This window comes from Ensifer sp. GW101-20A05 (assembly GCF_059424735.1).
The window spans coordinates 899,813-926,235 of the sequence record NZ_JBWKZT010000001.1 but is presented as its reverse complement, the minus strand read 5'-3'; the positions used below and the strand labels follow the sequence as shown (position 1 = coordinate 926,235).

The following is a 26,423-nucleotide window of genomic DNA, read 5'->3' as shown; positions in this document are numbered from 1 at the left end:
CCAACCTAAGCGTTTGACGGCGTTGGTTGCAAGGCCGCGGAGATTCGCGCGGCATCCTCGACGATCCAGGTTTCGAGTGTCGCCTGCCGGCCGCGCAGGCCGATGTCCAGCCGCTCGTGTCCTTCGATCACGAGACCCGCCCGATTGACGAGTTCGGCGGAGACGGCGAGCTGCACGTCGTGCTCTTTGGCGAGGCCCTCCAAGCGGCTGGCGGTGTTGATCGTGTCGCCGACCGCCGTCAGCGACGTCGCCTGGCCATAGCCGATCTCACCGATGATGGCGGGGCCGGAGTGCAGCCCCATCGCGATGCGCAGCGGTTCGTCGAGTTCGCCGCGGAAGGTCTGGTTGAGCGTCTCGATGCCCTTGGAGATCCGCACGGCGGCGGCGAGCGACTGCCGGCAGGCCTCGGTGTAGGAACTCTTGAGGCCGAAGATCGCGAGTGCGCCATCGCCGATGAACTTGTCGATGACGCCGCCGGAATCCTCGACCGCTTCGCCGACCATCTCGAAGTAGCGGTTGAGCAGGAAGACGGTGTCGAAGGGCAGCTTGTGTTCGGCAATGCTGGTAAAACCGCGCATGTCGCAGAAGAGCACGGCAATCCGTCGCTCCCGGCCTTCGCCGCCCTCGCGTCCGATCTGTTTCTTGATGCCGAGGCTGTCGCTGTCGAGGATCGGCACGACCGTCACGTTGTGCACAGGGCGGAACTGGCAGGCGAGACGGACATTGTCGGGCGCGCCGATACGGGTCAGCGTCGCAAGCTCGGCGTCCTCAGGGGCAGGCTGGTCTTCCAAGCCCTGGATGACGCGGACGCGGCAGGTCGAGCAACGCCCGCGGCCGCCGCAGACCGAGACATGCGGGATACCGGCGGCGCGGCTTGCTTCCAGAACGCTGAAGCCGAGATTGACGGTCGCGGTCCGGCCATCGGGATAACGGACGCGAATGCGGCCACCCTTCGGCATGGCCCGCAGCAGGAAGGTGCCACCGATCAGCCCACCGAAACCGAGATAGAGGCCGAGGCGGATGTCCTCGAGAAGCGTGAGATCGACCGCCGGCTTGGTGTAGGCCCTGTCGCCGTAGCCACCGTGTTCTTCATAATTGCTCTCGATCGAGCGGGCGCCGCTGACGAAGCCGAGCAACGCGAAGATCGGCAAGAGGATTGCGACTGTGTAAAGCAGGATTTCATAGCGCGGAAACCAGGCGCGGCCGCGCATCCAGAACCAGGCGCCAAGGCAACCATGGCCCCAGACGAGCAAGAGGGCGACCGATTGCCTGATGGCGTTGACCGAGTTCGACCAGAGTATCCGGAGCATGTCCGGGTAATCCGTATCGACGCCTGTGAAGAGCGGTTCGACGCGCGCGGCGGTGACATGGCCGATCAGCAAAAACGGCAGGCTGAGACCGAAGATGATCTTCAGCGCTTCGCGCGCCGGCATTCTGAGCGTCTGCCGGCGGTAGATGCTTTCGAGCGCCATGGCGAAATGCACCAGCAGGGCGCCGTAGAGCAGCACCGTGCCGGGGACGCTATGCCAGATGAGATTGAAGGCCTTACGGGCGGTTTCCATCGCTTCGATGGAAATGAGACCGAGCGAATGGTTGAAGAAATGGGCCAGCACGAACGAACCGAGTATCGCCCCGGAGACGAGGTGCATTCGCTTGCGTCGGTTGGCCGAAATGATCGTCAAGCAAAAGTCCGGCTCTGCCGGAGCTTTGTCCGGCCGTAGTTTCAAAACCGTCGGAAGATGCGTCGCCGATCCCTGATCGAACGTCACGCACCCCGTGTGAGTTCTCCCTTATTATCCAGATCGCGCGGGCCGACAACTTACCATTTTTACACAATCTGTTTCGTTTTCGTGTCCTGTTCGTTATCGGCGGGGAACGCTATTCAGCGGGGTTCGGTGCCAGAGTTCGATCGGGTTGGCCTGCATGTCGAACTCCCCATGCTTTTGGCTTGTGATGGCAGCACCGGAAACAGCGGCTACCGCTTGCTTCATTCCATCATGGCCGGCAGGCGCGCCGCAAGGGTATCGATGAGCAGGCGCAACTTTGGCGGCATGTATTGGGTTTTCGGCCAGACGACGTAGGTGCCATAGGAGAGCGCCGGCGCATCGGCGAGAATCCGCACGAGCGAGCCTGAGGCGATGCGATTGCCCCCGAGCCAGCATGGCAGCCAGGCGATGCCGAAGCCGTCGGCTGCCGCGTCGGCGATTGAGGTCAGATCGTCGAGCCGCAGCCGCGCCGGCGGCGTGATGGTTCGCACCTGACCCGTCTTTACTGGAAAGGACCAGGCGAGCGGCTGTCCGCTGCGCCGATAGAGGATCGCCTGATGTGACATCAGGTCATCGATCGTTTCAGGCGTGCCGTTTGTTTCAAGATAGGCCGGTGAGGCGCACACGGTCATCCGCTGGTCGGCGATCTTTCGCGTCATCAACTCGGGTTCGCTGCGCAGTGGTCCGGTGCGGATGGCAAGATCGAAGCCGTCCTCGACCAGGTCGACGTTGCGGTCGCTGAAGTTGAGATCGAATTCCAGGTGCGGATGCAGCCGCAGCAGTTCCGACAGCAGCGGCATGATGCATTGGCGGCCGAAATGCACCGGCATCGACAGGCGAAGACGGCCCTGGATCTCCTGTTTCCCTGACTCCAGCAGCGCCTCGCCGGCCCTGATTTCGCTGAGCCCCCTCAGGCAGTTTTCGTAGAACAGCTGGCCTTCGTCGGTCAGGCTCTGGGTGCGGGTAGTGCGATGGAAGAGGCGAACGCCCAGCCTCTGTTCCAGCTTGGCGACCGTTTTGCCGACTGCCGAGCGCGATAGGTTGAGCCTTTCGGCCGCTGCAGAAAAGCCGCCGGCGTCGGCCGCTTCCACGAACACCGAAACTCCGTTCAGGTAGCTCATATTTGTATCCTTGGTGGAACCAATATGGCGAAATCATATCGCAACTGGAGAGATAAATTCAACGCTATGGTTTCTTCATCAGCTCAAACCGATGAAAGGAAAGACCATGGCAAGACTGATGAAGGAATGGACGATCGATACGTTCGGCGCCTCGAACCTGAAGGTCACGGAGCGGCGTGTTCCTGAGCCGGGTGCGGGCGAGGTGCTCGTTCGCACGACCGCCGTGTCGCTCAATTTCCGCGACAAGCTGGTGCTGGAAAACGGCATGGGTATGCCGCTTGCCTTCCCTTTCGTGCCGGGTTCCGACATGGCCGGCGTGGTCGAAGCGGTCGGCCGCGGCGTCACGCGGTTTAAGCCGGGCGATCGTGTGATTTCCGTCTTCGATCCGACCTGGATTGATGGTCAGAAGCCGGGGACCGCCCGTCATCCGACGTCGTTTGCGCTTGGGGGCCTCAACCCGGGTGTTGCCTCCGAATATGTCGCCTTCCCAGAAGGCTGGTTCGTGAAGGCACCTGAGAGCCTCGACGATGGCGAGGCGAGTACCTTGCCCTGCGCCGGTCTGACCGCCTGGTTCGCTCTGGTCGAGAGGGGACATCCGAAAGCCGGCGACCGCGTCGTCGTGCAGGGGACCGGCGGTGTTTCACTGTTCGGGCTGCAGATCGCCAAGGCGCACGGGGCCGAAGTGATCGTGACATCAGCCAGTCAGGAAAAGCTCGAACGTGCGCGCGCGCTTGGAGCCGATCATGGCGTAAACCGGCTGTCGGAAGACTGGGCGGAGCGTGTTCTCGAGATTACCGGCGATGATGGCGCTGACCATATCCTCGAGCTCGCCGGTGGCGCCAATCTCGGCAAGTCGTTGCAAGCGGTGGCCGTGCAGGGGCGGATCTCTATCATCGGCGTGCTCGAAGGCGGCGAGATCTCGGCGCCGGCGCCGTTTGTCCTGTTGAAGTCGCCGGTCATCCAGGGCATCGGCGTCGGCCATCGCCGGGCGCTGGAAGATCTGGTCGGCGCCATCGATCGGACCGGGATCAGGCCGGTCATCGATGCCCGCTACCGGTTCGCAGAGTTGCCCGAGGCGCTGGCGCATCTCGATCGCGGGCCGTTCGGCAAAGTCGTCGTCGAATTCCAGGGTTGAAAGACAAAGCCGCCGGATGGGTTTTCCGGCGGCTTTGCGCGATGCGATCGCGGGCGAACCCGCTTGGCCGCCCTTACTCCGCGGCCTCGCGGGCCATCGGATTGTTCGGGTGCGTCGTCCAGTTGGCGTAGTTCGGGTCGACCGGCTTGCCGGTGCGCTGGTCGATCGTGCCGGCCGGCAGTTCTTCCATGGTGATGCAGTTCTCGACCGGACAGACGCTGACGCAGAGGTTGCAGCCGACGCACTCGTCTTCCATTACCTCGAAGTGGCGCACGCCGTTGACGAACTGGGTGATCGCCTGGTGCGAGGTGTCCTCGCAGACGATGTGACAGCGGCCGCACTTGATGCAGGAATCCTGATCGATCTTGGCCTTGGCGATATAGTTGAGGTTGAGGTACTGCCAGTCAGTGACATTCGGCACGGCGCGGCCGGTGATGTCGTCGAGGTCGCGGTGACCCTTGGCATCCATCCAGTCGGAAAGGCCGGAGATCATTTCCTGGACAATCTTGAAGCCGTAGGTCATCGCCGCGGTGCAGACCTGCACGTTGCCGGCGCCAAGCACCAGGAATTCGGCCGCGTCGCGCCAGGTGGTTATGCCACCGATGCCGGAGATCGGCAGGCCATAGGTTTCGGGATCGCGGGCGATTTCGGCGACCATGTTGAGTGCGATCGGCTTGACCGCCGGGCCGCAATAGCCGCCATGAGTGCCCTTGCCGCCGACCGTCGGGTTCGGGGCGAAGTTGTCGAGATCGACTGACACGATCGAGTTGATCGTGTTGATCAGCGACACGGCGTCGGTGCCGCCGGCCTTGGCGGCGCGGGCAGGCTTGCGGATGTCGGTGATATTCGGCGTCAGCTTGGTGATGACAGGCATGCGCGTGTACTGCTTGCACCAGCGCACGACCATCTCGATATATTCCGGCACCTGGCCGACCGCAGCGCCCATACCGCGCTCGGACATGCCGTGCGGACAGCCGAAGTTGAGCTCGATGCCGTCGGCGCCGGTTTCTTCCACCAACGGCAGGATCGCCTTCCACGCCTCTTCCTCGCAGGGCACCATGATCGAGGCGATCAGGGCCCGGTCCGGCCAGTTCATCTTGACCTGCTTCATTTCGCGCAGGTTCACATAAAGGTCGCGGTCGGTGATGAGCTCGATATTGTTGAAGCCCAGCAGCCGGCGGTCGGCACCCCAGATCGCGCCGTAGCGCGGTCCGTTGACGTTGACGACCGGCGGTCCTTCTTCGCCGAGCGTTTTCCAGACGACGCCGCCCCAGCCCGCCTTGAAGGCGCGCTCGACGTTATAGGCCTTGTCCGTCGGCGGGGCGGATGCCAGCCAGAACGGGTTCGGGGATTTGATGCCGACGAAGTTATTGCGAAGATCAGCCATTGGTTTCTCCTCCCGATCCTTTAGGCAACTGCGCTCGCATGCGGCGCTGCCGCGGCGAGGGCCTGGTTGATCGATTCAGCCGCATCGCGGCCCATGGCGACGGCCGAGACGGTGAGGTCTTCGCCGCCGAGCACGCAGTCGCCACCGGCCCAGACGTTGTCGATCGAGGTTCGCCCTTCGGCATCGGTGACGATACGGCCGCCTTCAAGCTGCAGGGCGCCAAGGCCGCTTCCGAGGAAGCTCTGGCCGATTGCCTTGAAGATCTGATCGGCGGCAATGATACCCGTTTCGCCGGTCGCCGTCAGCTTTCCGTCTTCAAGCGTGGTGTATTCCAGCTCGATGCCTGCGACCTTGCCGTCCTTTTCGGCAATGCGCTTCGGCTGCAGCCAATGGCGGATGGTGACGCCCTTGGAGGTGGCGAGATCCTGCTCGAACTCGGAGGCGTTCATGTGCTCTTTGCCGCGGCGATAACAGATCGTTACCTCTTCGGCGCCGAGCAGCTTTGCCTGGACGGCGGCGTCGATCGCGGTCATGCCGCCGCCGAGGACGACGACACGGCGCCCGACGGGGATGTCGGCCTTCGTCTTCGACTGACGCAGCGCTGCGATGAAGTCGACGGCATCTTCGACGCCCTCGGCGTTCTCGCCTTCCATGCGCAGGGCATTGACGCCGACGAGGCCGAGACCGAGGAAGACGGCGTCATACTGCTCGGAAAGCTCGGCAAGGCTGAACTCCCGCCCGAGTGCCTGGCCGTTGCGAACCTCGATGCCGCCGATCGACAGCACGTAGTCGACTTCCTTTTGGGCGAAGTCGTCGACCGACTTGTAGGCGGCAATGCCGTATTCGTTGAGGCCGCCCGACTTCGGACGGGCGTCGTAGATCACGACGTCGTGGCCCTTGACGGCGAGCCGATGGGCCGCCGCCAGTCCCGCCGGTCCGGCGCCGACGACGGCGACCTTACGGCCGGAGCTTTCTGCGCGGGTGTAGAACTGCTTGTTTTCCATCATCGCCACGTCGGTCGCATAGCGCTGCAGGCGGCCGATCTCGACGGGCCGTTCCTCGGCGGTGTTGCGAACGCAGGCCTGTTCGCAGAGCGTTTCGGTGGGACAGACGCGGGCACACATGCCGCCCAGGATGTTCTGGTCGAAGATCGTCTTGGCCGATCCGATCGGGTTTCCAGTCGATATCTGCCGAATGAACAGCGGGATATCGATGGAGGTGGGACAGGCTGTCATGCACGGCGCGTCATGACAGAAATAACAGCGGTCGGAAGCGACGAGGGCCTCGTGCTTGTCGAGCGGCGGATGGAGGTCGGAGAAATTGCTCTCGTACTCCCCGAGCGGCAGGCGGCCGCCGAGGATCCCAGATTGTGTCGTTCCCATTTTTGGCTCCCAATGTTTTCTCAGGATGATGGAACGGTAACACGCTTTATTTTTTTATCAAACGGTAAAAGTTTGCGGTCGAAATCACCGGAAAGCCTTGTGATCCCGGGCTTTTCTGCCGGCGCGCCAAGCCATTGTTCTTGGCCGATGTTTGACAGGACAGGACAAATAGTGGCAGCAAATTAGAGCGGGATGAGGAATGGTGTTTGCGGTTTTTCGGCCGCTCCCCGCTCTAACTTAAGAGAATCGATCACGATGTCTTTGGGGAGTTCGACCCAAAATCATCGTCATTCGGGGGAACGGAGAACAGGCATGGCGCGCAGGGGCGAGGCGAACAACAGGCTTGATGATGCCGCCCGGGCGGGCTGGCTATACTATGTCGCCGGCCGCACCCAGGACGAGATCGCGACCGTCATGGGGATTTCGCGCCAATCGGCGCAGCGGCTCGTTTCTCTCGCCATGTCCGAGCGGCTGATCAAGGTTCGGCTCGACCATCCGATCGCCGCATGTCTGGAGGCGGCGGCGGGCCTGCGCGACAGATACGGGCTGAAGCATGTGGAGGTCGTGCCGAGCGATCCGGGGTCGACCTCGACGACCGTCGGCATTGCCGAGGCGGGTGCTGCCGAAATCGAGCGCTGGCTGAAGTTGCCGGAGCCGCAGGTGTTGGCGATCGGTACCGGACGCACGCTGAAGGCGGCGGTCGACCAGCTGCCGCCGATGGAATGTCCGCAGCACCGCATCGTTTCGCTCACCGGCAATATCGGCCTCGACGGCTCGGCCGCCTATTACAACGTCATCTTCAGCATGGCCGATGCGGTCAAGGCGCGGCATTTTCCGATGCCGCTGCCCGTGCTCGCCGCCTCGCCGGAGGAGAGGGAAGTGCTGCACAGCCAGAGCCTGGTTCAGGTGGCCCTGAAGCTCGGCGCAGAAGCCAATGTCGCCTTCGTCGGCGTCGGCGAGCTCGGCCCGGACGCGCCGCTTTGCCAGGACGGGTTCCTGGCGCAGGACGAGATGGCCGGTCTTACCAGAGCTGGCGCGGCCGGCGAAATCTGCGGCTGGATGTTCGACCATGACGGCGTATTGCTCTCCGGCAGCTTCAACGAACGCGTCGCTTCGGTGCCGCTTCCCTCGCGGGACAAGGCGTCGGTGATCGGCCTTGCCAAGGGGCGGCGCAAGTACGAAGCGCTGTGGGCGGCCGTGAAGGGTGGAATCATCAACGGTCTTATCACCGATGAGGCGACGGCGCGCTATCTGCTCAACGCCTGATCGCAAAGAGCGCGTCCGTTAAAAGGCCGGCCCAGCGCCGGCCTTTCGCATTTGCGTAAAGAAAAAATCGGCAATCAAAACAATCTTCTAATGTTTCTGTGTGCGGCGCAGCAACGATTGCGCATTGACAATTTGTCATGAGAAGTGAGTAATTGCTCATGAGCGAGGCAAATGCTCAATTCTTCTGGGAGGAAGTCGATGAACTTGAGAACTTTCCTGCTGGGCACGTGCTCGGCAGTCGCGCTGTCGGGTCTGGCCCAAGCAGAAACCCTGACGATCGCGACCGTGAACAACGGCGACATGATCCGGATGCAGAAGCTGGCGGATGAATTCACGTCCAAGAATCCGGACATTACGCTCGAGTGGGTGACGCTCGAGGAAAACGTGCTGCGCCAGCGTGTGACGACGGATATCGCCACCAAGGGCGGCCAGTACGACATCATGACGATCGGCACCTATGAAGTGCCGATCTGGGCGAAGCAGGGCTGGCTGATGCCGCTCGACAATCTCGGCGCCGACTACGACGTCGACGACCTCCTGCCGGCGATCCGCTCGGGCCTCACCATCGACGACAAGCTCTATGCTGCGCCGTTCTACGGCGAGAGCTCGATGGTGATGTACCGCAAGGACCTGTTCGAGAAGGCGGGGCTCACCATGCCCGACGCGCCGACCTGGGACTTCATTGCCGACGCGGCGCGCAAGATCACCGACAAGAACAACGAAATCTATGGCATCTGCCTGCGCGGCAAGGCCGGCTGGGGCGAGAACATGGCCTTCCTGACGGCAACCGCGAACGCCTTCGGCGCTCGCTGGTTCGACGAGAACTGGAAGCCGCAGTTCGATCAGCCGGAATGGAAGAACGCGCTCGACTTCTACGTCAAGCTGATGAACGACGCCGGACCGCCCGGCGCTTCCTCGAACGGCTTCAACGAAAACCTGTCTCTGTTCCAGACCGGCAAGTGCGGCATGTGGATCGATGCGACGGTTGCGGCCTCCTTCGTCACCAACCCGAAGGAATCGACCGTTGCCGACAAGGTCGGCTTCGCGCTCGCTCCGGACACCGGCCTCGGCAAGCGCGGCAACTGGCTCTGGGCCTGGAACCTCGCGATCCCCGCCGGCTCGCAGAAGGTCGCTTCGGCCGAGAAGTTCATCGCCTGGGCAACCGGCAAGGACTATCTGAAGCTCGTGGCTGACAAGGAAGGCTGGGCGAACGTACCTCCGGGCACGCGAACCTCGCTCTACGCCAACCCCGAGTACCAGAAGGCGGCGCCGTTCGCGAAGATGACGCTCGACTCGATCAACGCGGCCGATCCGAAGAACCCGGCCGTCAAGCCGGTGCCCTATGTCGGCGTGCAGTTCGTGGCGATCCCTGAATTCCAGGGTCTCGGCACGGCGGTCGGCCAGCAGTTCTCGGCGGCCCTTGCCGGTCAGATGAGCGTCGACGATGCGCTTGCCAGCGCCCAGAAGCTGACCGAACGCGAAATGACCAAGGCCGGTTACATCAAATAGCGCTCCCAAGGGCCCGGGGTGCCGGCCGCAAATGGCTGGCGCCCCGGTAATTCCCGGAGGCGGCCACTGGGCTCGTGCGGACAAACGCGCCGGCCCGGCCCGATCTCGAAACAGCATTGAATTCCTTCATTGGGGGGACGCCATGGCGACCTTGCACACCCGCTCCGCCGCGCGGCTGATGATCGCGCCTTCGGTGCTTCTGCTTCTGGCCTGGATGATCGTTCCGCTGGCCATGACCATCTACTTCTCGTTCCTGCGCTACAATCTGTTGATGCCGGGGATGGAGGAGTTCGCCGGCTTTTCGAACTACAGCTACTTCCTCACCGATCCCGCCTTCTTCCAGGCGATCTTCAACACGCTCGCGATCGTGCTCGGTGTGCTGTTCATCACCGTCGTCGGCGGCATCGCACTGGCGCTGTTGCTCGACCAGCCGATGTTCGGGCAGGGGATCGTGCGCATCTTGGTGATCGCGCCGTTCCTGATCATGCCGACGGTCGCCGCACTCGTCTGGAAGAACATGTTCATGAACCCGGTCAACGGGCTCTTCGCCTGGGTGGCCAAGCTCTTCGGGCTGCAGCCCTTCGACTTTCTCGCCAATGCACCGTTGATGTCGGTGATTCTGATCGTCGCCTGGCAGTGGCTGCCCTTTGCGACGCTCATCCTGCTGACGGCGCTGCAGTCGCTCGATGAAGAGCAGAAGGAAGCCGCGCAGATGGACGGCGCCGGCGCCTGGAGCCGCTTCATCTATCTGGTGCTGCCGCATCTCTCGCGCGCCATCACCGTGGTGATCCTGATCCAGACGATCTTCCTGCTCTCGGTCTTCGCCGAGATCCTGGTGACGACCAATGGCGGGCCGGGTACGCAGAGCACGAACCTGACCTTCCTCGTCTATGCGCAGGCACTGCTGCAATTCGACGTGGGCGGCGCATCCGCCGGCGGCATCATCGCGGTCATCCTCGCCAACATCGTCGCATTCTTCCTGATGCGCATGATCGGCAAGACGCTGGAGGCTTGAGAACCATGGCGCGCAACGTCTCCACCCAAAGAAAGATCGTCGTTACCGTCGTCGCCTGGACGATCGGCATCCTGATCTTCTTCCCGATCCTCTGGACGTTCCTGACGAGCTTCAAGACCGAGGCAGAGGCGATCGCCTCGCCGCCGTCGCTGTTGTTCTTCGACTGGACGACGGAGAACTATCATGAAGTCCAGAGCCGATCGAACTATTTCCTGCACTTCATGAACTCGGTCGTCATCTCCTTCGGCTCGACGCTGATCGGCCTGATCATCGCCATTCCGTCCGCCTGGGCGATGGCGTTCTCGCCGACCAAGCGCACCAAGGACGTCCTGATGTGGATGCTCTCCACCAAGATGATGCCGTCGGTCGGCGTGCTGGTGCCGATGTATCTGATGTTCCGCAACACCGGCCTGCTCGACACCCGTACCGGCCTCGTGATCGTGCTGACGCTGATCAACCTGCCGATCATCATCTGGATGCTCTACACCTACTTCAAGGAGATCCCCGGCGAAATCCTGGAGGCCGCCCGCATGGACGGCGCCTCGCTCTCCAAGGAGATCATCTATGTGCTGACGCCGATGGCGATCCCCGGCATCGCCTCGACGCTTCTGCTCAACATCATCCTCGCCTGGAACGAGGCGTTCTGGACGCTGAACCTCAGTGCCGCGAAAGCCGCGCCGCTGACTGCCTTCATCGCCTCATATTCGAGCCCCGAAGGCCTGTTCTACGCCAAGCTCTCGGCCGCCTCGACCATGGCGATCGCCCCCATCCTCATACTCGGCTGGTTCTCGCAGAAACAGCTCGTACGCGGCCTCACCTTCGGCGCGGTCAAATAAGGGATACGACAATGGGAAGCATTACACTCAGCAAGGTTTCGAAGGTCTTCGGCGCCCATGCCGTCATCCCCTCGATCGACCTCGACATCAACAATGGCGAGTTCGTCGTCTTCGTCGGCCCGTCCGGTTGCGGAAAGTCGACGCTGCTCAGGCTGATCGCCGGCCTGGAAGATGTCAGCGACGGCGACATCGTCATCGATGGCAAGAACGCCACCGAACTGCCGCCGGCACAGCGCGGCCTGTCGATGGTGTTCCAGTCCTACGCGCTCTATCCGCACATGAGCGTGCGCTCGAACATCGCCTTTCCGCTGAAGATGGCGGGCGAGGACAAGGCCGTCATCGACAAGAAGGTGTCGGATGCGGCCCGCGTGCTGAACCTTACCGATTATCTCGACCGCAAGCCGCGGCAGCTTTCCGGCGGTCAGCGCCAGCGCGTCGCGATCGGCCGGGCGATCGTGCGCCAGCCGAAGGCCTTCCTGTTCGACGAGCCGCTGTCGAACCTCGATGCGGCGCTGCGCGTCAACATGCGGCTGGAGATCAGCCAGCTGCACCAGGACCTGAAGACGACGATGATTTACGTCACCCACGATCAGGTGGAGGCCATGACCATGGCCGACAAGATCGTGGTGCTCAATCGCGGGCGCATCGAGCAGGTCGGCTCGCCGCTCGACCTCTACCACAAGCCGGACAATCTGTTCGTCGCGGGCTTCATCGGTTCGCCGCGCATGAATATCGTCACTGGTCCTGCGGCTTCTGCCTATCAGGCGCATACGATGGGCATCCGCCCCGAGCATCTGGCGCTCTCCAAAGATAGTGGCAGCTGGCGGGGCACGGTCGGCGTCGCCGAACACCTCGGCTCCGACACCTTCCTGCACGTCAATGTCGACGACGGCATCGGCACGGTGACGGCGCGCGTCAGCGGCGACTTTGCCGTCACCCACGGCGATCGCGTGTTCCTGACGCCGGACCCACAGCGCGTCCACAGGTTCGACGACAAGGGGTTGGCAGTGCGATGAGAAGGCTCGAAGGTAAAAGCGCGCTGATCACCGGGTCTGCGCGGGGGATCGGCCGTGCCTTCGCAGAGGCTTATATCCGCGAAGGCGCCACGGTCGCGATCGCCGACATCAATATCGAACGGGCACGGCAGACGGCCTCCGAGATCGGTGCCGGCGCCTACGCGGTCGAGATGGACGTGACGCAGCAGGCATCGATCGATGCTGCGATCGCAGCGGTCGTCAGGCAAGCGGGCGGCCTCGATATCCTCGTCAACAATGCAGCACTCTTCGACCTTGCGCCGATCGTCGAAATCACCCGCGAAAGCTATGACCGGCTGTTTTCGATCAATGTTGCCGGCACGCTGTTCGCGCTGCAGGCGGCCGCAAAGCAGATGATCGCCCAGGGCAGGGGCGGCAAGATCATCAACATGGCGAGCCAGGCGGGCCGCCGCGGCGAAGCGTTGGTCGCGATCTATTGCGCCACCAAGGCGGCGGTCATCAGCCTTACCCAGTCGGCCGGCCTCAACCTCATCAAGCACGGCATCAACGTCAACGCGATCGCGCCCGGTGTGGTCGACGGCGAGCACTGGGACGGCGTCGACGCGCTGTTTGCCAAATACGAAAACCGCCCGCTCGGCGAAAAGAAGAAGCTGGTTGGCGCGGAGGTGCCCTATGGGCGCATGGGAACGGCCGAAGACCTGACCGGAATGGCGATCTTCCTCGCCTCAGCCGAGAGCGACTACGTCGTCTCGCAGACCTACAACGTCGACGGCGGCAACTGGATGAGCTGAGCCTGCGCAGCCGGTGAAGCCTCGAAAGGATACGGGATCATGACGACCAAACTCTCACTTGCCGCCCTCGACACGATCAAGGCCAAGGCCGGCGTGCCGAACTACGACCGGTCGCAATTGACGGCGGGGATCGTGCATTTTGGCGTCGGCAACTTCCATAGGGCGCACCAGGCCGTCTATCTCGACGATCTCTTCAATGCCGGCCACGACCGGGATTGGGCCATCATCGGTGCCGGCGTACTTGCCTCCGATGCAACGATGCGGGCGAAACTCGCGGCGCAGGATTTCCTGACGACGGTCGTCGAGCAGGACAACAACCGCACCGGCGCCCATATCACCGGCGCGATGATCGACTATCTGGAACCAGGCGACATCCCGGCGATCATCGCGAGGCTGACCGATCCGGCGATCCGCATCGTGTCGCTGACGATCACCGAAGGCGGTTATTTCATCGATCCGGCGTCGGGTGTATTCAACCCGACCCATCCGGCAATCGTCGCCGACGCGCAGAACCCGGCTGCTCCGAAGACCGTGTTCGGACTGATCGTCGCCGGCCTGAAAGCGCGCCGCGACAAGAACGTTCCGCCCTTCACCGTGATGTCCTGCGACAACATTCCCGGCAATGGCGAGGTCACGCATGCCGCTGTTTCCGGCCTTGCTCGGCTCGTCGATGCTGATTTCGCTGACTGGATCGATGCCAATGTCGCTTTCCCGAACGGCATGGTGGACCGGATCACGCCGGCAACCGGCACACGTGAAATCGGCATTGTCGCCGACGATTACGGCATAGAGGACGCCTGGCCGGTTTTCTGCGAGGAATTCAAGCAATGGGTGCTTGAAGACCATTTCCCGCTCGGCCGTCCGGCGCTGGAGAAGGTCGGCGTCCAGTTCGTGCCCGACGTCGCGCCGTACGAACACATGAAGATCCGCATCCTCAACGGCGGCCATGCGGCGATCGCCTATCCGGCGGCTCTGCTCGACATTCATTTCGTGCATGAGGCGATGGAAGAGCCGCTGATCCGTGCCTTTCTTGCCAAGCTTGAACATGACGAGATCATTCCGGTCATTCCGCCCGTGCCGAACACCGATCTCGGCGATTACTACAAGCTGATCGAGACGCGCTTTGCCAATCCGAAGATCGGCGACACGATCCCGCGTCTGGCGCAGGACGGTTCCAACCGCCAGCCGAAATTCATCCTGCCGTCGACGGCCGATCGCCTAGCGCGCGGCGAAGATGTCGTCGGTCTGTCGCTGGTTTCGGCACTGTGGTGCCGCTACTTCGCCGGCACGTCCGACAGCGGCAAGGCGATCGTCTTCAACGACCAGAGCGCCGACCGGCTGAACAAGGCGGCGCTTGCTGCCAAGAACGATCCGGTGGCCTTCCTGGAGCTCGGCGATATCTTCGGCGATGTCGCGCGCTCCGATCTCTTCCGCCGCCGTTTCAGCCATGCATTGAAAACCCTCTGGGAAAGGGGTACGCGCGCTACGCTCCAGCTTTATCTGGACGACAAGCTCACCGCATAATTCCCTGGATCACATCGAACCAGGGACGAGATTATGCGCCAATTCAAAGCGTTACAGCGACCTTGGCGCCTTCTATCGCGCGTAGCTGTAAGGGGTAGGGTGCGATGGCGGACACAGCGTCCAGGCTGGTGATTTTCGATTGCGACGGCGTGCTTGTCGATAGCGAGCCGATCTCGCTGGAAGTGCTGGTGGACGTGCTCTCGGCCGCCGGCGTTCCGATGACCGCCGAAGAAGCGACGGAACGATTTCTCGGGCGCAGCCTGAAAAGCATGTCGGCGATCCTCCACGACGAATATGGCCTTGCCACCGACGATGCCTTCCTCGAGGGCATGCGCCTTCGTCTGTATCAGCGCTTCCGCACCGAATTGCAGCCGATTGCAGGTATCCGCGAAGCGGTCGAAGGGCTCGAGGGTGCGTGTTGCGTCGCCTCGTCCAGCCAGCCGGAACGCATCCGCCTGTCGCTGACCGTCACCGGGCTCATCGACCTCTTCGAGCCCAATATCTTCTCCGCCACCATGGTGAAACACGGCAAGCCGGCGCCTGATCTCTTCCTGCATGCGAGCCGCGAAATGGGTTTCGCGCCCAGGGATTGCGTCGTCGTCGAGGACAGTCCGGCGGGTATCGAAGCGGCGAAGGCGGCGGGCATGCGGGTCTTCGCCTTTGCCGGCGGCAGCCATGCCCGATCCGACCGGCACCGCCAAAGTCTCGCGAATCTCGGTCCCGACGTGCTGTTTGACGACATGGGCGAATTGTTACAGTTTGTCCGCCGATAGCAGGGACAAGAGGGGCGGGACTTTCATTGATGCGTGAATTCGTCGTTGCGGTCGATGTCGGCACCGGCAGTGCGCGCGCCGGTATCTTTGACCGGAAGGGCACGCTGCTCGCGCGTGCCGACCTGCCGATTGCCATGAACCGGCCGGAAGAAAACCACGCGGAACATGATTCCGAAGATATCTGGCGCGCCGTCTGTGGCGCGGTCCAGGCGGCCAAGAACAAGGCCGGGATCGCCGCTGAAAGCGTTGCCGCGATCGGCTTCGACGCCACCTGCTCGTTGGTGGTGCGCGACCGCGAAGGCGAGCCGCTATCCGTCAACCGCAAGGGCGAGGCGCGCTGGGACACGATCGTCTGGCTCGACCATCGGGCGCTCGCCGAGGCAGATTTCTGCACGGCGACCGGCCATCCGGTGCTCGACTTCTCCGGCCGCGTGATGTCGCCGGAAATGGAAATGCCGAAGCTGATGTGGCTGAAGCGCAATCTGCCGCAACAATGGCAGAAGGCGGGTTTCTTCTTCGATCTGGCCGACTATCTTTCCTGGCGGGCGACGGGCAGCGCTGCGCGTTCGCGCTGCACGCTGACGGCGAAGTGGAATTATCTGGCGCATGAGAAGCGCGGCTGGCAGCCGGACTATCTCGAAAAGATCGGGCTTGAAGATCTCATCGAACGCGGCGGGCTGCCGGAAGAAACACTGCCGATCGGAAGCTCGGTCGGTCATTTGAGCGCTGCGGCCGCCGCAGAGCTTGGGCTCGACGAAGCCTGCCAGGTGGCGCCGGGTCTGATCGACGCCTATGCCGGTGCGCTCGGCGTCGTCGGCGAGTTTATCGGGAAGCCGGAGAAGCTCGAAAAACAACTCGCGTTGATCGCCGGTACATCGAGCTGCATTGTCGCCTTTTCCAAGGATATGAAGCCGGGCTTCGGCATGTGGGGCCCCTATTACGAAGCGGTTCTTCCGGGCGCCTGGCTGATCGAGGGCGGGCAATCGGCGACAGGTGCGCTGCTCGACCATATCGTGCGGCTGCATGGCGGCGGCATTGAACCGACGGCAGAGACCCACGGCCGGATCATCGCCCGGGTGCAGGAACTGCGCGCCGAGCAGGGCGCCGCTTTTGCCGATCGCCTGCATGTGCTTCCCGATTTCCACGGCAACCGCTCTCCGCTCGCCGATCCGCATGGGCTCGGGGTTATCAGCGGCCTGCCCCTCGATTCCTCCTTCGATGCGCTCTGCCGTCTCTATTGGCGCAGCTGCGTTGCGATCGCGCTCGGCATCCGTCACATCCTGGAGATGATGCGCGAGGTCGGCTACCAGCTCGACACCCTGCACGTCACCGGCGGCCACGTGCGCAACACGCTTCTGATGGAGCTCTACTGCGATGTGACCGGCTGCCGTGTGGTTGCCCCGCAGGCACCGGACGCGGTGCTGCTCGGTACGGCGATGGCGGCTGCGGTTGCCGGCGGCATCCACCGGGATCTCGCCGCCGCAGGGGCGGAAATGGCGTCGGAGGGGCACGAGCGCCTGCCGAATACAAGTGCTCGCGGCACCTATGACCGCGATTACCGCCGCTTCCTGGCGCTCTACCGCCATCGTGACGAACTCGACAAGATGCAGTGAAGCGGTAGGCCGAAACGGTCAGGGCGGGTGCTTGGAACCTTTTGCCCCGTCGCGCATTCTGTTTGCGACCGGACGGTGGCGCGCATAGCCCCCAATGCCGCGCCGGAGGCAGACCGCCGGCCTACAACTCACACTCCCCGAGTGAGTTGCACATACCAGCCAGTGCCTTCCCTCGGCACTGGCTGTCGTGTTTCCGGGGTAAGCCAAAGAGATGCTGCGGGAAATGTGAAACGGCGGGGTGAGGCCGGCTGACATGAAGTCGCGCCGGCGAGTGTGCCTCCGCGCGAATATCGGGAAGTGGCGCAAATATCAGGAACGGCTGATTTCGGGAAAACCGGCCATTATTTCGCCGCTTCGACGAAACGGTAGAATGGACTACGGCGTCGCGGCCCTTTGTGACGCGCGACGCTGTAGCCCTTTGAATGACCTCCATGTTCTTGCCTTTGACCGTCTGCGATCAAAGGAAACATGCAGGTTGCACTCAGGCCGCCGCCTTGGTCGATTCGTTGAAGAACAACGCCTGGCTGATCAGTGCCTTGACCATATCCGGGTTGAACGGCTTGGTGACCAGGAAGGTCGGTTCCGGCCGCTCGCCGGTCAGGAGCCGTTCCGGGAAAGCGGTGATGAAGATCACCGGAATGGCGCTCGTCTTCAGGATGTCGTTGACCGCGTCGATGCCCGAGCTGCCGTCGGCGAGCTGGATATCGGCCAGCACCATGCTTGGCCGCGTCCTCTTGTAGAGGGCGATCGCTTCGTCGCGCGTCCGGGCGATGCCGGTGACCCGATGGCCGAGGCTCTCGACCATCTGTTCGATATCGATGGCGATCAGCGGTTCGTCCTCGATGATCATGATATCGGTCGCGACCTGGCGCGAGATTTCCTGCGAGGCGCGGTCGAGCAGGCTGCCGACCTTATCGGTGGACACGTCGAGAACCTCGGCGGCCTCCTCGGGACGGAAACCTTCGACCGAGACCAGCAGGAAGGCCTGGCGGGCAAGGGGCGAAACGGTTGCGAGATTGATCGATGCGCGCTGTTCCCAGGCAAAAGGCGAGATCGGTTCTGGCACAAGCACGGACGAGGAACCGAAAAGTGAGGTGAAGAGCCGGAACAGGCCAACGCGATCATTGCTCGCTTCCGGGAAAATCGACGTGTCGGCGATCAGCGCTTCGAGAACGGCAGCGACATAGGCGTCGCCTGATGTCTGCGAGCCGGTCAGCGCGCGCGAATAGCGGCGCAGATACGGCAGAAGCGGTGCTATCCGCGTGGACAATGTCATAGGGGAACTCCCTCGGGTATCTTTCTACGGTGACGTTGCGAGAACGCCGGACGTAAAAAAAGGTTCCGCGAGGGAACATTTCAATTTTCTGCTGCGTTATGGCGGCTATGGACACTCGAAGGCGACAGTTTGACAATGAAATATAAAACAGGGGCAGGGCGGACTACCGGCACGACCTTATGGACAGAAGACCCAAATGCGCAGATCGCAGCAAAGCTGAAAGCGCTTTATCAGTCCGTGCAGGAAGAGGCGATACCCGCGCGTTTTCTCGATCTTCTGGAAAAGCTCGACGCAGCCGAGCAGCAATCGGCGCTGCAGGGCAGGGAGTAAGTGCCAGAATGTCGTCCGAAAAAAATGATTTCAAGCGAGAGATGCTTGCCGCCTTGCCGAGCCTGCGTGCCTTCGCCATGTCGTTGATCGGTCGCCACGACCGTGCCGACGATCTGGTGCAGGACACGATCATGAAGGCCTGGGCGAAGCAGGACCATTTCGAGATGGGCACCAATATGAAGGCCTGGCTCTTCACGATCCTGCGCAACGAGCTCTACAGCCAGATGCGCAAGCGCGGGCGCGAGGTGCAGGACACCGACGGTCACTTCACCGAGTCGCTGGCCCATCATCCCGAGCAATACGGCTCGCTCGACCTGCAGGATTTCCGGCGCGCGCTCGAGATGCTGCCGCCGGACCAGCGCGAAGCGATCATCCTGGTCGGAGCTTCCGGCTTCTCCTACGAGGAGGCGGCGACGATCTGCGGCTGTGCCCTTGGCACGATCAAGAGCCGGGTCAACCGCGCGCGTCAGCGGCTGCAGGATATCCTGCAGGTGAAGGGTGAAAACGACTACGGGCCGGATGAAACCTCGGCTCCGATCACGTCGCGGGCCTTCATCTCCTGAGGGAAGAATTTCGGGCAGGACACCGTTGCAAAAGTGGCGGTGTCCTGCTTTCACTGGCGGCTTGAGCCCAAGGGGGACACGCCGTGACGGCTGGCATCGACTGACGAATGCGCAGTGATGACGATTTTGGGGCGAGACGCTCCAGAATCGAGCGGGATGCGGGTGGATCGCCAGGGCTTCCTCATCTCGTTCAGATTGAGAATTGAGACCGTATGCACGTGAGGACAGAGAAAACGGACCCGCCCGTGACGAAGCTGCTCGACGCGCCCGAGCGTCTTGGCGTTCTGCATGCGACCGTGCCCGACATGGCCATCCCGGATCGGGATTTCGACGGGATCGTCGAAATTGCTGCCGGGCTTTTCGACGCTCAGATCGCACTGGTGACGCTGATCGACCGCGAATGGCAGTGGTTCAAGGCGGCTGTCGGCACCGATGAGACCCGTGCCCCATCCGAAGACGCGTTTTGCCCGCATGTGACCGCTGCGGCCGACTCCAGCCTCGTCGTGCTCGACGCTTCGACCGATCCGCGGTTCGCGCGTCACCGACAGGTCAAGGGGCCGCCATTTCTGCGCTTCTATGCCGGTGCGCCGATCGTGCTCGACGGGCAGGCAGTGGGCACGGTTTGTGTGTTCGACGACAAGCCGCGCGCTGAGGTGTCGCAACCGCTCATCCACCAATTATGCCGGCTTGCCGCGCTCGCAGCCTCGCTCTTCAAGGTCAAGGACGAAGCCCGTCGGCGCGCTCTAAAGGAGGCGGCGTTGTCGCGCGAGGAGCAGCGGCACGCGATGGCGCTCGAAGCGGCCAACATCGGCAGCTGGCTTTGGGATATCCGCTCAGGTGCGATCGCCGGCAACAGCGCATTGAAACGCATGTTCGGACTTTCGGCCGAGCGTTCGGTTGGCGTCCGGGACATCTTCGGCGCGATCCACGTCGACGACCGCGGCGCGACTTTCGCCAAGCTTCGCCAGGCGATGAAGGCTGACGACGAATATGACGGCATGTTCCGCATTGGCGATACCGGTCGCTGGCTGCTTGGCCGCGGCCGCGTGCACGACCGGGACGGCAAGGGCAATCCGCTTACCTTCATCGGCGTGACGATCGATGTCACCGACCAGCAGGCTTCGGCGCAGCGCACTCGGCTCCTGCTCAAGGAGCTCAATCATCGGGTCAAGAACACACTGGCCATGCTGCAATCGCTTGCGCGCCAGACGCTTCGCCAGACGAGCGACCCGGCCGAATTCATGACCGCGTTTGCCGGCCGCTTGCAGGCGATCTCCGAGGCGCATGGTCTGCTCTCTGATCACGAGTGGGGCACCATCCGGCTTGCCGACCTGATCGCCAAGCAACTGCTGCCGCATGTGAGCGCCTATGCGGACCAGATCGAACTGCACAAGGACGAAGTGTCGCTTGGTCCCGACCAGGCCGTCGGCCTCGGGCTGGTCCTGCACGAGCTTGCAACCAACGCCGTGAAATACGGATCGCTGTCGGTGCCGAAAGGCAAGGTGGTATTGACGGCGCGAAACGTCGTCGAAGACGGCGACACCGTTCTTCATCTCACCTGGACCGAGGTCGGCGGGCCGCCGGTGCGCGAGCCAAAGCGGCGCGGCTTCGGCTCCATCCTCATCGAGCGCAGCCTCGACAAGGTGCTGGGCAGTTCGGTGAAGGTGGAGTACCTCCCCGCCGGGGTCACGGCGCTGATCCGGTTGCCGCTCTAACCGGACCTCACCCGCCATTGAGACGACTGGCATCAGTCGTTGTGTTTGCGTCGGCGTCGCTTGCCGGTGCCGAGAAGCGCGCCGATCGCAACAGCCGTCGCGACGGCGAGAAGCGGCTGTTTACGCAGGATGCCGGCGGCAGCGAGCAGGGTCAGATTGGTCTGCATTTGCGTGCGACGGCGGCGTTCTTCCTGGCGTCGTCGGTCACGGTTCTGCAGAGAGACGAGGACGCCCGTCAGCACCAGCGCGGTGACGACCAGAGCGCCGGCGATTGCAGCCGCGGCCGCGACCGGGGAATAGCGCGCGCTGAGATAAAGAAAGGCTGCGGCTAGCGCGAAGACATAGGCGGTGACGAGCAACAGCCCTATGACGCTCCATAGGGCTGCGTTGCGCTTCACACGAGAGGCGGCGGCGCTGATATCGGCGGCCAAGAGGCTGGCCAGGGCGGCCGTCAATGGTCCCATGCGTTACTCCCCGTCGTGATAGGGCCTCTTAGGCTAGGTCGGGATACGGGCGGAAAACCTAGATGCTTTTTCTCATCTCGTTCGAAACCGCGAGCCGTTGCCCGCGGGTCCGGTTCGACCGACTGCAAGTCAGCGCCGAAGCAGCGCCGCCACCGCGAGCCCAATCAGGGCGGCGGCGCCGAGCGTGGCGAGGGGATGCTCGCGAACTGCGTGGCGAACCTGTTTTTCCGTGCCGGCATAACGGTCGCGAAGTTCGGCCAACAGGTCTTCGCCGCTTGCCAGCAATTCGCTGATGCCGGCTTCGGCTTGTTCACGGGCGTCCTGCGCCTTGCCGCGTGCCTGCTTTGAGGCGGCCGCTCCACGATCGGCGAGCAATGCGACGAGCGTTGCCACATCACTACGCAACTCGCCGAGTTGTTCCTCGATGGAAATATCGGCGAGCTTGCCGTTGCTTTTTTTCGATCGCGAACTCGAGCCGGAGAAGAGGCTAGGCGTCATGATGGGTACTCCCTTTCACGCATGCGCCGGCCGCGAACGGTCGGCGCTGTCTGATGGAACCGGCGAGCACAACTAGAGGCCCTTGCCGGCGCTTCGGGAGAACAACGCACAAGTGCGGAAATTGTTTCGATAAATCTTGGTGTTGAGGCTTGAGAAATCCGGACGCCCCAACAGGCATCTACCGGATCCGCGGGCGTGGCGTCAGAGCGATGCTGTCTGCGGCAGGACGAACGGAACGTGCGGCGCCGGTGCGACACCCACCTGCATGCGGCAGCCGAAGACGGCTTCCATCGTCTCGTCGGTCAGGACCTCGCGGGGTGCACCGCTGGCGCGGACCTTGCCGGCCTTCATCATCACCATTCGGTCAGCGAACATGGCCGTCAGGTTGAGGTCGTGCATCACCGCGACGACCCCGCCGCCGCGCTCGCAGAACTTGCGGGCGAGCTGCATGATCCCGAGCTGGTGGCGGATATCGAGGCTCGACACCGGTTCGTCGAGCAGCAGGTAGCGCGGCTCGCCGTCGATGACCGGATCGGTGATCTGGCAGAGGACGCGGGCAAGCTGCACGCGCTGCTGCTCGCCGCCCGACAGTTCCTGGTAGAAGCGTCCGGCAAAGCCGGCCAGGTCCACCGCTTCCAACGCCCCGGCCGTGACCCGGTCGTGCACGGCGGGATCCGCATTGGCACCGGCGGCAAGACCCAGTCTCACGACCTCGCGCACGGTGAAGGGGAAGGAGATGACCGTCGACTGGGGCAGCACGCCGCGCATCAGCGCGAGCTCCCATGGCTTCAGCCCGCGCAGGTCGCGGCCATTGATGCGGATCGTTCCGCTCGACGGCGAAAGCTCCCCGGAGATCGCCTTCAGCGTCGTGGTCTTGCCGGAGCCGTTCGGGCCGACGATGGCGGTCAGTGCGCCGGGCAGCGCCTCGAGCGAGACGCCGTGGATGACGGGTCGCCCGCCAAGGCGGACGGAGAGATTGGAAACGTTGATCATGGCTTCGCTCAGAGTCCCATGTTCGAACGGCCGCGCAGCAGGATCCAGAGGAAGAACGGCGCGCCGATAAAGGCGGTAACGATGCCGATCGGCAGTTCCGCCGGAGAGACGATGGTGCGGGCGATCATGTCGGCGAGGATCAACAGCGTGCCGCCGAGCAACGCCGAGGCGGGCAGCAGATAGCGATGATCGGGGCCGATGACGAGCCGCAGCAGGTGCGGGACGACGATGCCGACGAAGCCGATGCCGCCGCTGACGGCGACGGACGCGCCGGTCGCCGCCGCGACGCTGACGATTGCGATGTTCTTCAGCCGCTGGACGGGAATGCCCATATGGAAGGCGGCCGCTTCGCCGAGCGTGATGGCATTCAGCCCGCGCGCCAGGAAAGGGGTAACGGCGAGCGAAGTGAGAATGATCGGCGAAGCGGCCAGGATCTTCGTCCAGTTGGCCCCCGCCAGCGAGCCGAGCCCCCAGAAGGTCAGGTCGCGCAATTGCTTGTCGTCGGCCCTGAAGACGAGAACGCCGGTGACCGCACCGGTCAGCGCGCCGAGCGCAATGCCGGCGAGCAGCAGCGTGGCAATCGACGTCTGGCCGCCGCGGGTGGCGATACGGTAGAGCAGCAGCGTCGTGACGAGGCCGCCGACGAAGGCTGCCACCGGCAACGCATAGAAGCCGAACAGCGCGAAGAGCGGCCCGAAGGCGGCGGTTCCGAGCACGATCAGCAGCACGGCGCCTAGGCTCGCGCCTGAGGACACGCCGACGAGGCCGGGATCGGCCAAGGGATTGCGGAAAAGGCCCTGCATGACGACGCCGGAAACCGCGAGCGAAGCGCCGACGAGCATGCCGAGCACGGCGCGCGGCAAGCGGATATCGAGAATGATGATGCGGTCGCGGATGCTCAGGGCCTGGTCGGCCTCACCCATCAGCCAGCGCCAGACGTTGGCGAGCGACGCGTCGGCGGCACCGGTCATGATCGAGCCGATGAAGGTCGCAACCGCAAGCGCGATGAGGGCGGCGATGACGAGACGCGCCAGCCGCGAGCGGTTGCCCGAGCGCCATTCGTTGCGGATATCGCCGGCAAAAGCGGTCAGGCGCATGCCGCGGGCCAATGCCTCACTGCGAGGCATTGGCCTTCTTCCCGTAGATTGCGGCATTCAGTTCGCGGATGGCGCTTGCGGTGCGCGGGCCGAAGCCGAGCAGATGCAGGCCGTCCATGCGGATCAGTGCCTTGTTCTTGGCGGCAGGCGTAAGGCTCAGCGCCGGCAGGGCGAAGAGTTCGGCCGCCTTGGCGGAATGCTCGCCGCCGCGGTCCATCATCAGGACGACATCGGGCTTGGCCTCGATGATCGCCTCGTCGGTCAGCGCCTTGTAGCCGGGGAAGGTGTCGACCGCATTGATGGCGCCTGATAGCTCGATGATGCCGTTGGCGGCGGTTCCCTGACCCGATGCCATGACCTTTCCGCCCTGCGTGCTCAGGATGAAGAGCACACGCTTGCGTTCGGCTTCCGGACGGGCGGCAATCTCGGAGACTGCCGCATCGAGATCGGCCTCGACGCTCTTTGCCAGGGTTTCGGCCTTTTCCTCGACACCGAGGAAGGTGCCGACGGCGCGGATCTTGGCGGGGATGCCGGCCTTGTCAAAGGCCTCGGGCACGCTGGTAAAGGCGATGTTCGCTTCCTTCAGCACCGCCAACGCCTCCGGCGGACCGCTGCCTTCGACGGCGATGATCGCGCTCGGGTTGGCGGCGATGATGCCTTCCGGTGCGAGCTGGCGCATGTAGCCGACATCCGGCAGCGCCTTTGCCGCCTCCGGATAGGTGCTGGTGGAATCGCGACCGACGAGGCGACCTTCCTCGCCGAGCGCATAGATGATCTCGGTGATCGCTCCGCCGACCGAAACGACGCGCGAGACGTCGACCTTCTGCATGTCCTCGGCCATCGCCGGCCGGATGAAGGAGGGGGCACTGGGTGCCACCGCCGGCAACAGGAAGGGAGCCGAAAGGGCGAAGGCGGCAAGCGCCAGTTCCCAGCGGCGAAGGCGTCGGAAGTCGAGACCCTTGATCATCTGAGTGTCCTATCCTGTCCTCAGGCGGCGACAGTCGTGTCGAGACGCGGCAGGTCTTCGACGATGGAGCGCCATTCCGGCCGTTCCGCGAGACCCTCTTTCCGCTTGCCGAAGAACTGGATGATCATCTCGCCCTTGGCGTCGAGCGCCTCGATCGAAGTGACATGGCCGTCGGCCGTCGGCTTGCGCACGGCCCAGAGTTCGGCGATGTGGTCGGTGCGCAGATGCAGATGGAAAGTCGGGTCCATGACGTTCAGCCAAGGGCCCATCGGCGCGATCTTGGCAATCGGACCGGAATGGATCTGGATCATGCCGCGGTTGCCGACAAAGCACATGATCGGCAGTTCGACTTCGGCGCTCTCGCGCATCATGGCTTCGATGCTGGAGGGGTCGAGCTGCCAGGCGAAATCCTCGCCGATGTTGCTGAGCGCCTGGCGCCGGCCGATCTTCAGCTTGCGCAGCATGCCGTGGAACTGGTGCGTGTCCGTCATCTTCGTCCAGCGGTCGCGCAGTTCGACGACATCGACCACGGTTTCCGGCTTGTCGTCGGCTGCCGGCACGCTCACGTCGGCGCTGAAGTCCTGCGCCTGGTCGGCAAGGCGGAAGTCCGCGACGATCTTGTCATAGGCGGCAACATTCGATTCCGGGCGCAGATGCACCTTGTGCACGGCGTTGCCCCACTTGTCGAAGAACTGCAGGCTCTTGCGGGCTTCACCCTGGTCGTCTGTCTTCGTCACGGCGAAAGCGTGTGCCCAGGCGCTCGGGAAGACCCGGAGGTCGATCTGCTCGCCGAGCACGATGCTCGCCATCTCGCCGGTGGTGATCTTCTCGTAAACGCCGATCTTCTCGTGGACCGCGCTTTCGTTGCGGGTCAGCGCCATGACTTCGCCCAGTTCCTCGACGCGCGAGAGGAAGCGGTTGGCGTCGGCATCGATGCGCACGGCGGTCAGCCCACATTCGGCAGCAACGAGAGCGGCTTCGGAAACACCGAGCTGGGCTGCGATATCACGCTCGCGCATCTTCGGGTTCTCGGCGCGGTAGGCGCGGATTTCGGAAGCAGTGGGGCGGAGGCTCTCGGTCATTTTCATCTGCCTATTTGTTCAGGATCAGTTTGCCTTGGCGGGTGATCTTCATGCGGTAGATCGCGCCGTCGTGGGAAATGAGGATCTCGTTTTCGCTGCCGAAAAGTTCGCGACTTTCGATAATCCGCTGCGCGCGCCCGGCCTGGATCGGCGGCTCGGAGGGGCGTGCAAGGTCACTGTCGTTGGTCACTGCGTTTGGCCGTTTCGAGAGGGCAGGCCGCGCTGTTGTTCCAGCATTTCCTGCCGTGCAATTCGTTTACTATCTTGACTTCATTACTCATATTTATTTATGGACGCAATACCGGACTTATGCACTCAAGTTAGT

Annotated in this window: 25 protein-coding genes; 13 read left to right on the top strand and 12 right to left on the bottom strand. The window is 63.2% G+C overall.

All coding sequences use genetic code 11. The annotated features are described in order from the left end of the window. Positions 1–5 precede the first annotated feature (5 nt). Together AC070A_RS04660 and AC070A_RS04655 are read right to left on the bottom strand one after the other, a co-directional pair. Positions 6–1,682 carry an adenylate/guanylate cyclase domain-containing protein gene (locus AC070A_RS04660; RefSeq protein WP_057249128.1) on the bottom strand — a complete coding sequence of 559 codons (1,677 nt, stop codon included), beginning with the start codon at positions 1,680–1,682 and terminating at the stop codon, positions 6–8. Between the two features lie 305 nt (positions 1,683–1,987). Then, positions 1,988–2,887, bottom strand: a complete 900-nt coding sequence (locus tag AC070A_RS04655; RefSeq protein ID WP_112994632.1) for a LysR family transcriptional regulator — start codon at positions 2,885–2,887, stop codon at positions 1,988–1,990. Between the two features lie 106 nt (positions 2,888–2,993). On the opposite strand from AC070A_RS04655, the gene AC070A_RS04650 reads away from it, so the two are divergent. After that, entirely contained in the window at positions 2,994–4,022 is a 1,029-nt protein-coding gene (locus AC070A_RS04650) for a zinc-dependent alcohol dehydrogenase family protein (protein WP_112994631.1), read from the top strand. A gap of 73 nt (positions 4,023–4,095) precedes the next feature. On the opposite strand, the gene preA is transcribed toward AC070A_RS04650, so the two are convergent. Beyond that, positions 4,096–5,409 (bottom strand): NAD-dependent dihydropyrimidine dehydrogenase subunit PreA, encoded by a 1,314-nt coding sequence (preA, locus tag AC070A_RS04645; RefSeq protein ID WP_057249056.1) that lies wholly within the window; start codon positions 5,407–5,409, stop codon positions 4,096–4,098. 20 nt (positions 5,410–5,429) lie between these two features. Next, positions 5,430–6,791, bottom strand: coding sequence for an NAD(P)-dependent oxidoreductase (locus AC070A_RS04640; RefSeq protein WP_093234886.1), 1,362 nt, complete (start codon positions 6,789–6,791; stop codon positions 5,430–5,432). A 312-nt stretch (positions 6,792–7,103) separates the two neighbouring features. Here AC070A_RS04640 and AC070A_RS04635 point away from each other — a divergent pair, with 312 nt between their 5' ends. From AC070A_RS04635 to AC070A_RS04595, 9 genes are all read left to right on the top strand, one after another. Next, positions 7,104–8,057: a sugar-binding transcriptional regulator gene (locus tag AC070A_RS04635; RefSeq protein WP_057249058.1), complete on the top strand. Its 954-nt coding sequence runs from the start codon at positions 7,104–7,106 to the stop codon at positions 8,055–8,057. A gap of 198 nt (positions 8,058–8,255) precedes the next feature. Then, a complete protein-coding gene (locus tag AC070A_RS04630) occupies positions 8,256–9,566 on the top strand; it encodes an ABC transporter substrate-binding protein (protein WP_112994630.1) in 1,311 nt (436 codons plus the stop codon). 142 nt (positions 9,567–9,708) lie between these two features. Then, positions 9,709–10,581: a carbohydrate ABC transporter permease gene (locus AC070A_RS04625; protein WP_057249060.1), complete on the top strand. Its 873-nt coding sequence runs from the start codon at positions 9,709–9,711 to the stop codon at positions 10,579–10,581. A 5-nt stretch (positions 10,582–10,586) separates the two neighbouring features. Beyond that, on the top strand, positions 10,587–11,417 hold the full coding sequence (locus AC070A_RS04620; protein ID WP_112994629.1) for a carbohydrate ABC transporter permease: 831 nt from the start codon (positions 10,587–10,589) through the stop codon (positions 11,415–11,417). A gap of 11 nt (positions 11,418–11,428) precedes the next feature. Continuing rightward, complete coding sequence (locus AC070A_RS04615) at positions 11,429–12,433, top strand: ABC transporter ATP-binding protein (protein WP_112994628.1); 1,005 nt, start codon at positions 11,429–11,431, stop codon at positions 12,431–12,433. Continuing rightward, positions 12,430–13,203 carry an L-iditol 2-dehydrogenase gene (locus tag AC070A_RS04610; RefSeq protein WP_057249063.1) on the top strand — a complete coding sequence of 258 codons (774 nt, stop codon included), beginning with the start codon at positions 12,430–12,432 and terminating at the stop codon, positions 13,201–13,203. The genes AC070A_RS04615 and AC070A_RS04610 overlap by 4 nt, the downstream gene beginning before the upstream one ends. 39 nt (positions 13,204–13,242) lie before the next feature. Continuing rightward, the gene (locus tag AC070A_RS04605; protein ID WP_093234888.1) at positions 13,243–14,727 is read left to right on the top strand and encodes a mannitol dehydrogenase family protein; all 1,485 of its coding nucleotides are present in this window, start codon (positions 13,243–13,245) and stop codon (positions 14,725–14,727) included. A 104-nt stretch (positions 14,728–14,831) separates the two neighbouring features. Next, positions 14,832–15,500 (top strand): HAD family hydrolase, encoded by a 669-nt coding sequence (locus AC070A_RS04600; protein WP_058326447.1) that lies wholly within the window; start codon positions 14,832–14,834, stop codon positions 15,498–15,500. A gap of 29 nt (positions 15,501–15,529) precedes the next feature. Then, positions 15,530–17,113, top strand: a complete 1,584-nt coding sequence (locus tag AC070A_RS04595) for an FGGY-family carbohydrate kinase (RefSeq protein WP_112994626.1) — start codon at positions 15,530–15,532, stop codon at positions 17,111–17,113. Positions 17,114–17,594: 481 nt separating this feature from the next. Here the strand turns inward: AC070A_RS04595 and AC070A_RS04590 are convergent, their stop codons facing one another. Continuing rightward, positions 17,595–18,389 carry a response regulator gene (locus AC070A_RS04590; RefSeq protein WP_057249067.1) on the bottom strand — a complete coding sequence of 265 codons (795 nt, stop codon included), beginning with the start codon at positions 18,387–18,389 and terminating at the stop codon, positions 17,595–17,597. Positions 18,390–18,524: 135 nt separating this feature from the next. On the opposite strand from AC070A_RS04590, the gene AC070A_RS04585 reads away from it, so the two are divergent. The 3 genes from AC070A_RS04585 (at position 18,525) to AC070A_RS04575 (ending at position 20,997) form a co-directional block, all read left to right on the top strand. Beyond that, complete coding sequence (locus AC070A_RS04585) at positions 18,525–18,719, top strand: NepR family anti-sigma factor (RefSeq protein WP_058320782.1); 195 nt, start codon at positions 18,525–18,527, stop codon at positions 18,717–18,719. Between the two features lie 8 nt (positions 18,720–18,727). Continuing rightward, positions 18,728–19,282 (top strand): RNA polymerase sigma factor, encoded by a 555-nt coding sequence (locus tag AC070A_RS04580; protein ID WP_057249069.1) that lies wholly within the window; start codon positions 18,728–18,730, stop codon positions 19,280–19,282. A 212-nt stretch (positions 19,283–19,494) separates the two neighbouring features. Further along, positions 19,495–20,997, top strand: a complete 1,503-nt coding sequence (locus AC070A_RS04575) for a sensor histidine kinase (protein WP_058320783.1) — start codon at positions 19,495–19,497, stop codon at positions 20,995–20,997. Positions 20,998–21,029: 32 nt separating this feature from the next. Here AC070A_RS04575 and AC070A_RS04570 read toward each other — a convergent pair whose 3' ends face one another. From AC070A_RS04570 to hemP, 7 genes are all read right to left on the bottom strand, one after another. Next, positions 21,030–21,461, bottom strand: coding sequence for a hypothetical protein (locus tag AC070A_RS04570; protein ID WP_113479272.1), 432 nt, complete (start codon positions 21,459–21,461; stop codon positions 21,030–21,032). A gap of 129 nt (positions 21,462–21,590) precedes the next feature. Continuing rightward, positions 21,591–21,959, bottom strand: coding sequence for an ElaB/YgaM/YqjD family protein (locus AC070A_RS04565; RefSeq protein WP_112994624.1), 369 nt, complete (start codon positions 21,957–21,959; stop codon positions 21,591–21,593). 201 nt (positions 21,960–22,160) lie between these two features. After that, positions 22,161–22,952, bottom strand: a complete 792-nt coding sequence (locus AC070A_RS04560; RefSeq protein WP_112994623.1) for a heme ABC transporter ATP-binding protein — start codon at positions 22,950–22,952, stop codon at positions 22,161–22,163. Positions 22,953–22,960: 8 nt separating this feature from the next. Continuing rightward, positions 22,961–24,079 carry a FecCD family ABC transporter permease gene (locus AC070A_RS04555; protein ID WP_112994622.1) on the bottom strand — a complete coding sequence of 373 codons (1,119 nt, stop codon included), beginning with the start codon at positions 24,077–24,079 and terminating at the stop codon, positions 22,961–22,963. After that, positions 24,066–25,016 carry a heme/hemin ABC transporter substrate-binding protein gene (locus AC070A_RS04550; RefSeq protein ID WP_113479271.1) on the bottom strand — a complete coding sequence of 317 codons (951 nt, stop codon included), beginning with the start codon at positions 25,014–25,016 and terminating at the stop codon, positions 24,066–24,068. Before AC070A_RS04550 ends, AC070A_RS04555 begins: the two co-directional genes overlap by 14 nt. 20 nt (positions 25,017–25,036) lie before the next feature. Continuing rightward, positions 25,037–26,098: a hemin-degrading factor gene (locus tag AC070A_RS04545; protein ID WP_162727989.1), complete on the bottom strand. Its 1,062-nt coding sequence runs from the start codon at positions 26,096–26,098 to the stop codon at positions 25,037–25,039. Positions 26,099–26,108: 10 nt separating this feature from the next. Continuing rightward, positions 26,109–26,288 carry a hemin uptake protein HemP gene (hemP, locus tag AC070A_RS04540; protein ID WP_176907420.1) on the bottom strand — a complete coding sequence of 60 codons (180 nt, stop codon included), beginning with the start codon at positions 26,286–26,288 and terminating at the stop codon, positions 26,109–26,111. Positions 26,289–26,423 lie beyond the last annotated feature (135 nt).

Excerpts from the sequence above, each read along its gene's own strand:
- AC070A_RS04575 (WP_058320783.1), top strand. The coding sequence starts at position 19,495 with ATGCACGTGAGGACAGAGAAAACGGACCCGCCCGTGACGAAGCTGCTC.
- AC070A_RS04555 (WP_112994622.1), bottom strand. The coding sequence starts at position 24,079 with ATGCCTCGCAGTGAGGCATTGGCCCGCGGCATGCGCCTGACCGCTTTT.
- AC070A_RS04550 (WP_113479271.1), bottom strand. The coding sequence starts at position 25,016 with ATGATCAAGGGTCTCGACTTCCGACGCCTTCGCCGCTGGGAACTGGCG.
- AC070A_RS04615 (WP_112994628.1), top strand. The coding sequence starts at position 11,429 with ATGGGAAGCATTACACTCAGCAAGGTTTCGAAGGTCTTCGGCGCCCAT.
- AC070A_RS04650 (WP_112994631.1), top strand. The coding sequence starts at position 2,994 with ATGGCAAGACTGATGAAGGAATGGACGATCGATACGTTCGGCGCCTCG.
- AC070A_RS04560 (WP_112994623.1), bottom strand. The coding sequence starts at position 22,952 with ATGATCAACGTTTCCAATCTCTCCGTCCGCCTTGGCGGGCGACCCGTC.
- AC070A_RS04600 (WP_058326447.1), top strand. The coding sequence starts at position 14,832 with ATGGCGGACACAGCGTCCAGGCTGGTGATTTTCGATTGCGACGGCGTG.
- AC070A_RS04655 (WP_112994632.1), bottom strand. The coding sequence starts at position 2,887 with ATGAGCTACCTGAACGGAGTTTCGGTGTTCGTGGAAGCGGCCGACGCC.
- AC070A_RS04640 (WP_093234886.1), bottom strand. The coding sequence starts at position 6,791 with ATGGGAACGACACAATCTGGGATCCTCGGCGGCCGCCTGCCGCTCGGG.
- preA (WP_057249056.1), bottom strand. The coding sequence starts at position 5,409 with ATGGCTGATCTTCGCAATAACTTCGTCGGCATCAAATCCCCGAACCCG.
- AC070A_RS04595 (WP_112994626.1), top strand. The coding sequence starts at position 15,530 with ATGCGTGAATTCGTCGTTGCGGTCGATGTCGGCACCGGCAGTGCGCGC.
- AC070A_RS04570 (WP_113479272.1), bottom strand. The coding sequence starts at position 21,461 with ATGGGACCATTGACGGCCGCCCTGGCCAGCCTCTTGGCCGCCGATATC.
- AC070A_RS04635 (WP_057249058.1), top strand. The coding sequence starts at position 7,104 with ATGGCGCGCAGGGGCGAGGCGAACAACAGGCTTGATGATGCCGCCCGG.
- AC070A_RS04565 (WP_112994624.1), bottom strand. The coding sequence starts at position 21,959 with ATGACGCCTAGCCTCTTCTCCGGCTCGAGTTCGCGATCGAAAAAAAGC.
- AC070A_RS04610 (WP_057249063.1), top strand. The coding sequence starts at position 12,430 with ATGAGAAGGCTCGAAGGTAAAAGCGCGCTGATCACCGGGTCTGCGCGG.
- AC070A_RS04585 (WP_058320782.1), top strand. The coding sequence starts at position 18,525 with ATGAAATATAAAACAGGGGCAGGGCGGACTACCGGCACGACCTTATGG.
- AC070A_RS04630 (WP_112994630.1), top strand. The coding sequence starts at position 8,256 with ATGAACTTGAGAACTTTCCTGCTGGGCACGTGCTCGGCAGTCGCGCTG.
- AC070A_RS04590 (WP_057249067.1), bottom strand. The coding sequence starts at position 18,389 with ATGACATTGTCCACGCGGATAGCACCGCTTCTGCCGTATCTGCGCCGC.
- AC070A_RS04620 (WP_112994629.1), top strand. The coding sequence starts at position 10,587 with ATGGCGCGCAACGTCTCCACCCAAAGAAAGATCGTCGTTACCGTCGTC.
- AC070A_RS04545 (WP_162727989.1), bottom strand. The coding sequence starts at position 26,098 with ATGACCGAGAGCCTCCGCCCCACTGCTTCCGAAATCCGCGCCTACCGC.
- AC070A_RS04605 (WP_093234888.1), top strand. The coding sequence starts at position 13,243 with ATGACGACCAAACTCTCACTTGCCGCCCTCGACACGATCAAGGCCAAG.
- AC070A_RS04580 (WP_057249069.1), top strand. The coding sequence starts at position 18,728 with ATGTCGTCCGAAAAAAATGATTTCAAGCGAGAGATGCTTGCCGCCTTG.
- AC070A_RS04625 (WP_057249060.1), top strand. The coding sequence starts at position 9,709 with ATGGCGACCTTGCACACCCGCTCCGCCGCGCGGCTGATGATCGCGCCT.